Here is a 12,740-nt window from a genome sequence, read left to right on the forward strand (position 1 = left end):
CCAGGAGACACCTCGATGCTGCCCGCCGCCGACCGCTACGACGACCTGCTCTCCCGCTTCGCGTGGGACGTTCCGGCGCGCTACAACATCGGCGTGGACGTCTGCGACAAATGGGCCGACGGCAGCGGACGCCTCGCGCTGATCCACGAAACGGCGCAAGGCGACGTTTTTCGGATCACGTTCGACGACCTGAGGAATGCTTCTAACCGGCTCGCGAACAGCTTCGTGCGCGCCGGCCTGCAGCGCGGCGACCGCATCGGCATCTTTCTCGCCCAGGGCCCCGAAACGGCCGTCGCCCACCTCGCCGCCTACAAGCTCGGCGCGATCGCGGTGCCGCTCTTCACGTTGTTCGGTGTCGATGCGCTCGAATACCGGCTCGCGAACAGCGAAGCGGCTGCGCTCGTCACCGACGCCGCCGGCTACGCGAAAATCGCACCGCTGCGCGCGCAGCTGCCGGCACTGCAAACCGTCTACTGCATCGGCGACGATGCCCCTGACGCGCCGGGTATGCTGCGCTACGACGCCGCGCTCGCAGCCGAGATGCCCGACTTCGTGCCGGCCGATACGGCCGCCGACGATCCCGCGGTCATCATCTATACGTCCGGCACGACGGGCAAACCGAAAGGCGCACTGCACGCGCATCGCGTGTTGCTCGGCCACCTGCCGGGCGTCGAGATGTCGCAGCAGTGCTTCCCGCGCGACGCACGTCTGTTCTGGACGCCAGCCGACTGGGCATGGATCGGCGGCCTGCTCGACGTGCTGCTGCCGTCATGGCATCACGGCGTGCCCGTGCTCGCCCGCCGCTTCGAGAAATTCGACGGCGACGCGGCGTTCGCGCTGATGGCCCGCCACGGCGTCACGCACGCGTTCCTGCCGCCCACCGCGCTGAAGCTGATGCGCACCGTCCCGGCACCGCGCGAACGCTACGCGCTGTCGCTAAAGTCGGTCGCGAGCGGCGGAGAGTCGCTCGGCACCGAACTGACGGCCTGGGGGCGCGACGCGCTCGGCGTGACGATCAACGAGTTCTACGGGCAGACCGAGTGCAACATGGTGCTGTCGTCGTGTGCGGCATTGTTCGATGCGCAGCCCGGCGCAATCGGCAAGGCGGTGCCCGGCCATGCGGTCGCGATCGTCGACGCGGACGGCACGCCACTGCCGCCCGGCGTCGAAGGGCGCATCGCGGTGCGCCGCCCCGACCCGGTGATGTTCCTCGAATACTGGCGCAATGCCGACGCGACGCGCGACAAGTTCGCGGGCGACTACCTGCTCACCGGCGATACGGGTGTGATCGACGCTGACGGCTTCGTGCGCTTCGTCGGCCGCGACGACGACGTGATCACGAGCGCCGGCTACCGGATCGGCCCAGGCCCGATCGAGGACTGTCTGCTCACGCATCCGGCGGTGCGGATGGCGGCCGTCGTCGGCGTGCCCGATGCAACGCGTACCGAGATCGTCAAGGCATTCGTCGTGCTGAATCCCGGCCACACCGGCGACGATACGCTCGTGCAGGCGCTACAGGCGCACGTGCGCACGCGCCTCGCGGCGCACGAGTATCCGCGCGCGATCGCGTTCGTCGACAGCCTGCCGATGACCGCGACCGGCAAGATCGTGCGCCGCGCGCTGCGCGACGCGTAGGCCGGCGCCACCCGCGCCGCCCGCCCGGCCGGATGGTTTATAGTGGCGCCACCACGCAGTCTTTCCAAGAAAACGATGTCCTCTGATCACCACTCCGACGCGAGCGCGTCGCATAGCCCGCTCTACGCCAAACTCCTCGGCGAAACCGCCAAGATCGACTGGTGCGATCTCGAACGCTTCTTCGCGCAGGGCAAGCTGCTGTCCGTCGCGCGCGACCTCGATCTCGTCAGCGTCGCGGAAGCGGTTGCCGGCGACGATGCCGAGCAGGTCACGCGCTGGCTGTCGGCAGGCCTCGTCGCGCGCATGCCGGCCGAAACCGCCGCCGATTACGCGGCGCGCAACCCGGAGCTGTGGGCGGTCGTCGTATCGCCGTGGGTCTGTGTGCAGGAACGCGCCTGACGCGTCCGACATGTCCGAATCCGCGTTACCGCACGGGGCCGGCACGGCCGCCGTCACCCACCGGCGCGTCCTCGCGCTCGCATTCCCGATCGTCCTCGCAAACCTGACCCAGCCGATCCTCGGTGCGGTCGACACGGCCGTCGCCGGCCACCTCGACGGCGCGCAGTATCTCGGCGGCGTCGCGCTCGGCGGGTTGTTCTTCAATTTCGTGTTCTGGGGGTTCGGTTTCCTGCGGATGGGGACGACCGGCCTCGTCGCGCAGGCGCACGGTGCCGGCGACGCCGCCGGGATCCGCCTGAACCTGCTGCGCGCGTTGATCGTCGCGTTCGCGCTCGGCGCCGCGGTGCTGGCGCTGCAGGTGCCGCTGCTGTCATTTGCGCTGTCCGCGCTCGGCGGTAGCGATGCCGTCCGCGCAACGGCGCTTGCCTACAGCCACGCGCGGATCTGGAGCGCGCCGTTCGCGCTCGCGAACTACGTCGTGCTCGGCTACCTGCTCGGTATGCAGCGCGTGCGGCTCGCGCTCGTGGCGCAGGTGTTCATCAATGCGGTGAACATCGGTGCCGTGCTGCTTTTTGTGTATGGCTTCGGCTGGGGCATTGCCGGCATCGGCGCCGCGACGGCCACCGCAGACGCATGCGGTTTCGCGCTCGGCGCATGGATGCTGTGGCGGCTGCGGCCGCGCGGCCTTGCGCCGATCGCGGTACGTGCGCTCGCCGATCGCGTCGCGCTCAAGCGGCTGATCGTGCTCAACCGCGACATCTTCCTGCGCACGCTGTGCCTGCTCGGCGCATTCGGCTGGTTCGCGCACCTCGGTGCGAAACAGGGCGATGCGACGCTCGCGGCAAACGCGCTGCTGCTGAATTTCCAGACCTTCATGGCATACGGCCTCGACGGCTTCGCGCATGCGGCCGAAGCGCTCGTCGGCGCGGCGGCCGGCGCGCGCGACCGCCGCGCGTTCCGGCAGGCCGTGCGCGTCACGCTGTTCTGGTCGGCGCTCGGCGCGCTGCTGTTCGCGCTCGTGTACTGGGCCGCCGGCGGCTGGATCGTCGCGCGGCTGACCGACCAGGCCGAGATCCGCGAAGTGGCGCTGCGCTACCTGCCGTGGGCCGCGATTTCGCCGATCGTATCGGTCTGGGGCTTCCTGCTCGACGGCGTCTTCATCGGCGCCACGCAGACGCAATCGCTAATGCGTGCGATGGTCGCGTCGTTCTCGATCTTCGTCGTGGCCACGCTCGCCGCCGTCGGCACGTTCGGCAATCACGGCCTCTGGTTCGCGCTGCTGCTGTTCATGGCCGCGCGCGGCGCGACGCTGGCGCGCTATCTGCCGGGGCTGTTGCGGCACATCGGCACCGACGCGCCCGCGGCCCGCGCCTGACGGCGGGCCGTAGCGGCCGTTACTGCGCGGGTTTCGGCGGTGGCGCGTCGAGCATCGACGGCGGCGTCATGTCGGTCGGCACGCCGTGATAGTCGGCCGGATCTTCCGGCGGATGGCCGCGACGGGCCTGATGCGGATCGCTGGTACAGCCGGCGAGGAAAGATGCGGCCAGCACGGCCAGCATGAAACGGTTCATCGGGTATGGCTCCGGAAATCGGCGCGCCCATCGCACGCCGGAACCGCGCCGAGTCTAGCGGAAATCCCGTTTCGGAGTCGCGCCGCGCATGTCCTACTATGTACGCATGGCGCTGTGCCGTGGAAAGGAGGCTGCCATGTCGTCTGAAGAAATTGCCGGCCTGATCGGCCTGTTCATCGGTCTGATGGTGCTCGTCGCCCTGTCGTTCTTCGAGTCGCGCGAATACAAACGCAGCCATGGCGGCGAAGGGATGATCCATCACTGGATGGCCGAACACCACCTGCTCGACTGGCGGCGCAAGCACTAAGCGCGCCGCTGCCGTCCGGCCCGCCTCCGGGCCGCTCACGAACGTGCCGTCCCGCGGCACGCCGGTGATCGCGTATCGCCGAAATTAACAGGGCCAAATTCACACGCGCTGGTCAGAAGGACGAACGCCGTCGCGCGGCGCATGCCACGCGACGGCGTTCGCTTGCGCGCGCCCGGACGGGCGCAACGCGGTTCAGACGGCTCAGCCCAGGAAGTGGCGGGCGTAGCGCGCGTTGATGTCGGACAGGCGGAACAGCGTCAGGAAATCCGCGCAGTTGAAGTCGGGATCCCAGGCCGGCGCACCGCAGATCTTCGCGCCGAGGCGCAGGTAACCCTTGATCAGCGGCGGCGGCGCCACGACGGTGCCCGTCTGCAGTTCGTCGACCGGCAGGGCCGTGTGCGGGAACGCGCGATATTCGGGCGCCGTCAGCGAGCCTGCCGACAGCGACTGGTACAGGTTCGCCGCATAGTGGCCGCCGTCGGCCATCGACACGCTCGCGCAGCCGAGCATCGTCTCGTAGCCGTTCTGCATCATGTAAGCGCCAAGGCCGCCCCACAGCGCCATGATGACGGCGCCGCTGCGGTAGTCGCTGTGCACGCACGAGCGGCCGACCTCGACCATCTTGCCGCGCAGGTGAGTCAGGCGCGACAGGTCGAATTCGCCTTCGGCGTACAGACGGCCGACACGCGCCGCCTGGTGCGGCGGCAGCACGCGGTACGTGCCGACGACCTTCAGGGTGTCGAGATCGCGCACCAGCAGGTGGTCGCAGTATGCGTCGAACGGATCGACGTCGAGACCGGAGGGGCCGCTGACCTGCGCGCCCATCTCTTCGGCGAACACGCTGTAACGCAGGCGCTGGGCTTCGCGCAATTCGTCTTCCGTACGCGCCCACGCGGCGCGCAGGCGATACTCCGATGTGACGGTTTCAGCAGCACGCGGCAGGTGGCGCCGCGACGTGTCGAGGGGCAGCGAGGCAAAAGGGAGCGTAGGCGTCGGCAGTTCTCGCATTAGGCTTTCCTGATCGTAAGGAATAGGACGACATGCCCGCCAATGTAGTAATCGGCCGTGACCGTTATGTGGCACGACCGTGTCCTTTCAATGACGTGTCGCCGAATTGACTTTAGCAGAAAGCTTGCAGAACCGTATGATGAATCCCCTCAAAGCCCTTCTGGCGGGCCTCACACCAGGTCGGGCGTCAATACCGCCCGCAGCACGGCCTGCCGGCTGCCGTCACGCGTGCGGCTCGCGAGCCACACGATTCCGCCCTTCTTGACGCTCCAGCTGTCATCGTCGCCGGCGATCAGCTGGGCGGCGACGCTGCCGAGCGTCGGCTGGTGCCCGACGATCACGACCGTCGGCGCAATGCCTTCCGGCCAGCCGGCCGCCGTCAGCACGTCGTCGACGCTGCCGCCCGGCGCCAGCGCGTCGACCGTCCGGTACTGGTCGGTCAGCGCCTCGACGGTCTGCACGGTGCGGGCCGCCGGGCTCGCGAGGATCACGGCGTTCGTCTCGAGGCGGCCACGCAGCCATTTGGCCATCGCCTGCGCGTCCTTGCGGCCCCGCACGGTCAACTGGCGCGCGAGATCGCTCGTCGCGTAGTCTTCCGCTTCGGCGTGGCGCCACAGGATCAGGTTCATCATGATGTTCTCCTTGCTTCGGCGAGCGCCCCGCGCCCTTGCGTCCGGGCCCGCCGATTACGGTGCGAATTGTCGCAAATTGCGACCGGTTCACCGCCGCGGCATTTGCCCGCATATAGGGATTGACCGGATCGGACATTCAACGATACAATCTTTGGCTCGTCGGAGCGTAGCGCAGCCTGGTAGCGCATCTGATTTGGGATCAGAGGGTCGTAGGTTCGAATCCTATCGCTCCGACCAAAGGAATCAAGGGGTTACGGTTAAACACCGTAGCCCCTTTTCCGTTTCTGGGCCCGTTGAGTGTCGGCCGGGATTCCCGGCTCGCAGCGCCTTAGTTCATTGTAGGGATCAATTGGGGCAGCGACGCTACAACGATCCACGCAGCTCCCCGGCGACCATTTTTCGACAGTCAGCACAAAGCAAACGGCTGACGGCCTTTCGCTTTCAGTGCAGGAAGACTGGCTGGAAATGATTGAGCGGCCGCCTGGCCGGCCCGTCGGGTTGTCGATGGATGCGGAGCAACGAGCCGCCCGCGGCCCGCATACGGCACTTGCAGGAACACGCGATAATGCGCGTGGACAACCTGCATCCGCGCATGACAAACAACATTCTCAAAACCGCCCTCTGCGCATCGGTGCTCGCGCTGGCGACTGCCGGCACCGCGTCGGCCAAAGCGCTCGACGACGCACTCGACTGCCACTCGACCGGCCACAAATTCGTCGCACCGCTGCTCGCCGCCGGCGACATCCAGTCGGAACCGATGCACGTCGAATCGAACTCGGTCAACGCATTCCGCACGAGCCACGCGCTGACGGCGTACGGCTTCGGCGTGTATGTCGTACTCGGATACCAGGCGAACGATCCGATCTTCCGCCCGGGCGACGGCACGCCGATCGGCGACTGGGCCTACGGCGTCGTGGTACGCGGCACGAAGAGTTCGGTGGAGGAAGCCGTGCGCAAGGCCGGCAGCGACGCGACCGTCAAGCAGGCGTTTCCGTTCCTGACAGCGATCGTCTGTTCGTCGGACTGAGGGGCCGTCAGGGCGATCATGCCGCGCTCATGAGGGGCACCAAAGCCATCCTGCTGCCCGGCCCCTCCCAGCCCCGCCATCAACCTTTTACGCGCCGGTATACACCACGCGATACGGGATACCGACCTTCTCCCACTCGGCCGCCTCCTGGCTGAGGCTGTAGTCGGTCAGCGGGTTCTGCTCGACCCACGCGCTCGGCAGGCGCACTTCATACCCGCCCTTCTTCATCTGCGAAACGGAAATGTCGGGCAGCCCGGCATCGGTTCGGCGCCGGCACAGCAGCGCCGCGAGCCGCAGGCAGAACAGCAGCGGCCATTCGACCTCGCGCGCCTGCGACAGCTTCCCGAGCTTGCCCGCGTGACCGAGCACGAGCGCTGCGAGGCGCGCCTGGTCCGTGCGTGAAAAACCGGGCATGTCCGCGTTGCTCGCGATATAGGCCGAATGCTTGTGATACGCGCTGTGCGAGATCGACAGGCCGATCTCGTGCAACGCAGCCGCCCAGCCGAGGAACATCCGCCCCTCCTCGCGCGCTTCTTCGTCTGCCTCTTCCAGTTCGTCGTAGAAACGCCCCGCCAGCGCGCCGATCCGCTCGGCCTGCGCACGATCGACACCGTAGCGGCGCGTGAAGCCCTCGACGGTCACCGCGCGCATGTCCTCGTGCTGCGTCCGGCCCAGCAGGTCGTACAGCACACCGAGGCGCAACGCGCCGTCGGTCGTATCGACGTAGTCGACACCGAGCTCCTCGAACACCGCGAGCATGATCGCGAGGCCGCCCGCGAGCACCGGCACGCGGTCGGGCTTCAGCGCGATCAGCTTCAGCCGGTTGACGTTCTCCGACTTGATCAGCGCACGCTTCAAGCGCTCAAGGCCGCCGCGCGAAATGCCGTGCGTGATGCCCGGATCGTTGAAGCCGTTCGCCTCGACGAGCTCCGCGAGCGCACGCGCGGTGCCGGACGAACCGATCGCCTGGTCCCACCCGGCCTTCTTGTACTCGCTCGAAATGATCTGGATCTCGCGCTTGGCCGCGAGTTCGGCCTGCCGCATCGTGTATTCGTCGACGTTGCCGGCGGGGAAGAAGGTGCGGCTGTGGCTCACGCAACCGATATAGAGGCTCTCCATCACGATCGGCGTGTAGTGCGAGCCGATGATGAATTCGGTGGAGCCGCCGCCGATGTCGACGACGAGCCGCTTGCCGGCGCTCGCCGGCACCGAGTGCGCGGCGCCCGCGTAGATCAGACGTGCCTCTTCACGGCCTGCAATCACTTCGATCGGGAATCCGAGCGCCGCTTCGGCCTCGCCGAGAAATTCGCCCGCGTTCTTCGCGACACGCAGCGTGTTGGTCGCTACCGCGCGCACATGATCGGGATGGAAATCGCGCAGGCGCTCGCCGAACCGCTTGAGCGCCTCCCAGCCACGCTCCTGCGACGCGCGATCGAGCATCTTGTCGCTCGACAGGCCCGCGGCCAGCCGGACGGGCTCGCGCAGCGCGTCGACGGGATAGATCTGGCTGCCCGCCGGCGTTTCCTCGACACGCCCGACGATCAGCCGGAAGCTGTTCGAGCCGAGATCCACGGCAGCCAGCAAGTGGGGGGTTGTAACCATCGAATGGGGCTCCGTGCGCGTTCGCCCGCGGCGGCCGGTCGGCACAACCCTGGGCGATCAATCAAAGGCGACATTTTAAGCGTGGAACGCTTGCCATTGCCACGCTTCACGGGCATGCATACTGCTCGATTGCATATAGCCGAAACATTTATGAGACGAAACGGTTACAGCGTAGAATTTCCCGATATAAATACACTACTGTCATCAGCACGTCATCGTACCGTGAGAGTTTCCGAGCGTCCTTTCGAATCATCGCCCGAATCACCCCCTACCCTGCCGATGTCCGTCCGTTATCCGCTTCTCAATCGTGAACTCGGCATCCTCGGTTTCAACGAGCGCGTGCTGGCCCAGGCAGCCGATCCTCAAGTCCCGTTGCTCGAGCGCCTCCGCTTCATCTGCATCACCAGCAGCAACCTCGACGAATTCTTCGAAGTCCGGATGGCCGGCCTGCAGGAGCAGATCCGCGACAACCCCGGCGCACTGACGCCCGACGGCATGTCGTTACAGCATGCTTACGACCTCGTCGTCGAACGCGCGCAGCGGCTCGTCCATCGACAGTACACGATGCTGCACGAAACCGTACTGCCCGCGCTCGAACAGGAAGGCATCTACTTCCATGCGAGCGACACGTGGAACGACGAGCAGATGCAGTGGGCGCGGCACTACTTCCTCGACGAGCTGCTGCCCGTGCTGACGCCGATCGGCCTCGATCCTGCCCATCCGTTCCCGCGCGTGCTGAACAAGAGCCTGAACTTCGTCGTCGAGCTCGAAGGCCGCGACGCATTCGGCCGCCAGGCCGTAATGGGTATCGTGCAGGCGCCGCGCGCGCTGCCGCGCGTCGTGCGCATGCCGCACGCGCTGTCGGGCTTCGAGCACGGCTTCGTGCTGCTGAGCTCGTTCATGCAGCGCTTCGTCGGCGAACTCTTCCCGCAACTCGTCGTGAAGAGCTGCAATCAGTTCCGCATCACGCGCAACAGCGAGCTGTTCGTCGACGAGGACGAAATCACGAACCTGCGCGTCGCGCTGCAGGGCGAACTGCCCGCGCGTCACCTCGGCAATGCAGTGCGCCTCGAGGTGTCGGCCGACACGCCGCCGCACATCGTGCGCCGCCTGCTCGAGGAAAGCGAACTCGGCGAGAAGGACTGCTACCGCGTGTCCGGATCGGTGAACCTCGTGCGGCTGATGCAGATTCCCGATCTCGTCGACCGCCCCGACCTGAAGTTCACGCCGTTCACCGCGTCGACCCCGGCCGCGATCACGAACGCGCCGACGATGTTCGACGCGATCGACAACGGCGACATCCTGCTGCACCACCCGTACGAGAGCTTCCAGCCGGTGCTCGAACTGCTGCAGCAGGCCGCGAAGGATCCGAGCGTCGTCGCGATCAAGCAGACGATCTACCGCACCGGCACCGATTCGCCGCTGATGGACGCGCTGATGGAAGCCGCGCGCAACGGCAAGGAAGTGACCGTCGTCGTCGAACTGCTCGCGCGCTTCGACGAGGAAACCAACATCAACTGGGCGTCGCAGCTCGAAGCGGTCGGCGCGCATGTCGTGTACGGCGTGGTCGGCCACAAGTGCCACGCGAAGATGATGCTGATCGTGCGGCGCGTCGTGCAGGCCGGCAAGGCTTCGCTGCGCCGCTACGTGCACCTCGGCACCGGCAACTATCACCCGCGCACCGCACGCCTCTACACCGACTTCGGGTTGATGACAGCCGACCAGAAGATCTGCGAGGACGTCCATCACGTGTTCCAGCAACTGACCGGCATCGGCGGCGAACTCACGCTGCACGAGCTGTGGCAGTCGCCCTTCACGCTGCACCCGCGCATCATCGACGCGATCCGCACGGAGATCGACAACGCGCGTGCCGGCAAGCGTGCGCGCGTCGTCGCAAAGATGAACGCGCTGCTGGAGCCGACGGTGATCGCCGCGCTGTACGAAGCGTCGCAGGCCGGCGTCAAGGTCGACCTGATCGTGCGCGGTGTCTGCGCGCTGAAGCCCGGCGTGCCGGGGCTGTCGGAAAACATCACCGTGCGCTCGATCGTCGGCCGCTTCCTCGAGCACCACCGGATCTACTATTTCCACGCGAACGGCGCCGAGGACGTCTATCTGTCCAGCGCCGACTGGATGGACCGCAACCTGTTCCGCCGCGTCGAAGTCGCGTTCCCGATCCGCGATCGCAAGCTCAAGCGGCGCGTGATCGCCGAAGGCCTGTCGGTGTGCCTCGGCGACAACCAGTCGGCATGGCAGATGCACAGCGACGGCCACTACCGCCGGCGCCGTGCCGGCAAGACGATTCGCAACGCGCAACTCGGGTTGCTCGCGAAGTTCTGCTCCTGAACCGGCAGTGCGGCTCAAGCCGCGCGTCGCGTCGCCAACAAAAAAGCGCAGCCCGCGGGCTGCGCTTTTTTGTTGCGGATCCGGCATGCCACCGCTCGCCGAACGAGCGACGGATGCCGCTACGCGATCATGCCTCGTACGTCGCCGGCCGGATCGCGATGATGCGCGAGCCCGGGAACCGTGCGGTAAACGTGCTGCCGCGCCCTTCCTCGCTCTGCACATACAGGTGCGCGTCGTGCCGCTGCAGCACGTGCTTGACGATCGCAAGCCCGAGCCCCGTGCCGCCCGTATCGCGCGAACGGCTGCGGTCGACGCGGTAGAAGCGCTCGGTGAGCCGCGGCAGGTCGGCGGCCGGAATCCCGAAGCCGCTGTCCGTGACGGAAAACACGCCCTGCGCGCCTTCGCGCCGCCACGTCACGACGATCTTGCCGCCTTCCGGCGTATAGCGGATCGCATTGGTGACCAGGTTCGCGAACGCGCTGAACAGTTCCGTCTGCGCACCGGTGACACCGAGCGTCTCGTCGATCGTGAACGCGATGTCGTGATGCCCGTTCGACAGCGTCTGCGCGTCCTCCTTCAGATGGTCGAACACGGCGCGCATGTCGATCGCGCGATCGAGAGGCGGCTTGCTCTCGCCCTCCAGCTTCGCGAGCACCAGCAGGTCGGTCACGATGTGCCGCATCCGCGAGGCCTGCTGCTCCATCATCTCGAGATAGCGCGTGCGGTCTTCCTCGTTCAGCGGCAGCTCGCGCATCGTCTCGAGGAAACCCGACAGCACGGTGAGCGGCGTCTTCAATTCGTGCGACACGTTCGCGACGAAGTCGCGCCGCATCGCATCGGTCCGCTCGAGCTCGGTGATGTCCTGCGTGAGCAGCAGCTTGCGATTCTCGCCGTACGGAAACACCTGCACTTCCAGCACGTTCTGCCGCGAGTCGCCCATGCCGCGCATCACGAGCGTCTCGTCGTAATGCTGCGCGTTCAGGTAGCGAACGAACTCGGGATGGCGAACCAGGTTCGTGATGTGCTGACGCAGGTCACGCTTCGCGTCGAGGCCGAAATGGACCTCGGCGATCGCATTGCACCACTCGATCTGGTCGTGGTCGTCGAGCATCGCGACGCCGTTCGGCGACGCCTGGATTGCCTGTATGAAACGCGAATGCTGCTGCTCGACCTGCCGCACCTGAGCGTGCCACTGCTTTGCGAGCTTGTGCAGACGGTAATAGATCTCGCCCCAGATGCCCGGCGCACTCGGCACCTCGCCATAGACCGGTGCATCGAGCAGCCGCCACAGACGCTGCGTATGAAAGGTGCTGAAAAAGCCCTGCACGACCAGCATCACGACCACGAACACGAGGCCCGCGGTCGGGCCGGCGAAGACGCCGACCAATACGCCGATCAGCACGAGCAGCACGAGCGACACCAGAAAGCGCGCCCAGATGATGTTCATGATTCAGCGTCCGAAAGAATGAACGGCATGCCGTGGCACACGGCATGCGTGGATACGTTACGCGTGCTTGGCGAGCCGGTAGCCGCTGCCGCGCACGGTCTCGATCATCGCATCGCAGCCGGCCGGTTTCAAGGCCGCGCGCAATCGTTTGATGTGCACGTCGACGGTGCGCTCCTCGACGAATACGTGGTCGCCCCACACCTGGTCGAGCAGTTGCGTGCGGCTGTGCACGCGCTCCGGATGCGTCATGAAGAAATGCAGCAGGCGGAACTCGGTCGGGCCGAGATCGAGCTTGATCTCGCTGCCTTCCGCATGCGCGGCGACGCGATGCGTGGCCGGGTCGAGGCGCAGCCCGTTGATCGACACGACGTCCTCGGTCAACTGCGGTGCGCGACGGCGCAGCACGGCCTTGATCCGCGCCATCAGCTCCTTCGGCGAGAACGGCTTCGTCACGTAGTCGTCCGCGCCGATTTCGAGGCCGAGCACCTTGTCCTGCTCGTCGCCGCGTGCAGTCAGCATGATGATCGGGATGTGCTTGGTCCGTTCGTTGTTGCGCAGGTCGCGCGCGAACGCGATACCGGACTTGCCCGGCAGCATCCAGTCGAGCAGCACGAGATCGGGCAGCACGTCGCTGATCAGGTTTTGCGCCTGTTCGGCGTTGTACGCACGAATCGGGCAGTGACCGGCGTGCTGGAGATTCACCGAGATCAGTTCGGAAATCGCGGGCTCATCTTCAACGACGAGAATGTTGCTGGGCATCGGCACCTCT

General features: G+C 66.5%; 12 protein-coding genes and 1 tRNA gene. 7 read left to right on the forward strand and 6 right to left on the reverse strand.

Translation table 11 applies throughout. The features are described 5' to 3' along the window. Window positions 1-15 precede the first annotated feature (15 nt). From G3O06_RS11120 to G3O06_RS11130, 3 genes are all read left to right on the forward strand, one after another. Complete coding sequence (locus G3O06_RS11120; protein WP_205816043.1) at window positions 16-1,635, forward strand: acyl-CoA synthetase; 1,620 nt, start codon at window positions 16-18, stop codon at window positions 1,633-1,635. 75 nt (window positions 1,636-1,710) lie between these two features. After that, window positions 1,711-2,034: a DUF2288 domain-containing protein gene (locus G3O06_RS11125; protein ID WP_174915298.1), complete on the forward strand. Its 324-nt coding sequence runs from the start codon at window positions 1,711-1,713 to the stop codon at window positions 2,032-2,034. 10 nt (window positions 2,035-2,044) lie between these two features. Then, window positions 2,045-3,409: an MATE family efflux transporter gene (locus G3O06_RS11130; protein ID WP_174998167.1), complete on the forward strand. Its 1,365-nt coding sequence runs from the start codon at window positions 2,045-2,047 to the stop codon at window positions 3,407-3,409. 19 nt (window positions 3,410-3,428) lie between these two features. Here the strand turns inward: G3O06_RS11130 and G3O06_RS11135 are convergent, their stop codons facing one another. Then, window positions 3,429-3,605, reverse strand: a complete 177-nt coding sequence (locus tag G3O06_RS11135; protein ID WP_174915296.1) for a hypothetical protein — start codon at window positions 3,603-3,605, stop codon at window positions 3,429-3,431. Window positions 3,606-3,741: 136 nt separating this feature from the next. Between G3O06_RS11135 and G3O06_RS11140 the strand changes: the two genes are divergently transcribed. Then, window positions 3,742-3,912, forward strand: coding sequence for a hypothetical protein (locus G3O06_RS11140; protein ID WP_165765590.1), 171 nt, complete (start codon window positions 3,742-3,744; stop codon window positions 3,910-3,912). A 201-nt stretch (window positions 3,913-4,113) separates the two neighbouring features. On the opposite strand, the gene G3O06_RS11145 is transcribed toward G3O06_RS11140, so the two are convergent. After that, entirely contained in the window at window positions 4,114-4,920 is an 807-nt protein-coding gene (locus tag G3O06_RS11145; protein WP_011351620.1) for a GNAT family N-acyltransferase, read from the reverse strand. A 170-nt stretch (window positions 4,921-5,090) separates the two neighbouring features. Beyond that, a complete protein-coding gene (sixA, locus tag G3O06_RS11150; RefSeq protein WP_174915295.1) occupies window positions 5,091-5,552 on the reverse strand; it encodes a phosphohistidine phosphatase SixA in 462 nt (153 codons plus the stop codon). 160 nt (window positions 5,553-5,712) lie between these two features. Here sixA and G3O06_RS11155 point away from each other — a divergent pair. After that, window positions 5,713-5,789 (forward strand) — tRNA-Pro (locus tag G3O06_RS11155). A gap of 355 nt (window positions 5,790-6,144) precedes the next feature. Next, window positions 6,145-6,579 carry a hypothetical protein gene (locus G3O06_RS11160; RefSeq protein ID WP_205816044.1) on the forward strand — a complete coding sequence of 145 codons (435 nt, stop codon included), beginning with the start codon at window positions 6,145-6,147 and terminating at the stop codon, window positions 6,577-6,579. A gap of 87 nt (window positions 6,580-6,666) precedes the next feature. Here G3O06_RS11160 and ppx read toward each other — a convergent pair whose 3' ends face one another. Further along, entirely contained in the window at window positions 6,667-8,181 is a 1,515-nt protein-coding gene (ppx, locus tag G3O06_RS11165) for an exopolyphosphatase (protein ID WP_046545374.1), read from the reverse strand. Between the two features lie 279 nt (window positions 8,182-8,460). On the opposite strand from ppx, the gene ppk1 reads away from it, so the two are divergent. Next, complete coding sequence (ppk1, locus tag G3O06_RS11170; protein ID WP_205816045.1) at window positions 8,461-10,524, forward strand: polyphosphate kinase 1; 2,064 nt, start codon at window positions 8,461-8,463, stop codon at window positions 10,522-10,524. A gap of 127 nt (window positions 10,525-10,651) precedes the next feature. On the opposite strand, the gene phoR is transcribed toward ppk1, so the two are convergent. Beyond that, window positions 10,652-11,971 (reverse strand): phosphate regulon sensor histidine kinase PhoR, encoded by a 1,320-nt coding sequence (gene phoR, locus G3O06_RS11175; RefSeq protein ID WP_205816046.1) that lies wholly within the window; start codon window positions 11,969-11,971, stop codon window positions 10,652-10,654. A gap of 57 nt (window positions 11,972-12,028) precedes the next feature. Then, a complete protein-coding gene (gene phoB / locus G3O06_RS11180; RefSeq protein WP_027787869.1) occupies window positions 12,029-12,730 on the reverse strand; it encodes a phosphate regulon transcriptional regulator PhoB in 702 nt (233 codons plus the stop codon). Between the last annotated feature and the right edge of the window lie 10 nt (window positions 12,731-12,740).

Origin of the sequence: Burkholderia sp. Ac-20345, from assembly GCF_017104825.1 — a bacterium.
In the GTDB taxonomy this organism is placed as follows: Bacteria; Pseudomonadota; Gammaproteobacteria; order Burkholderiales; family Burkholderiaceae; genus Burkholderia; species Burkholderia lata_B.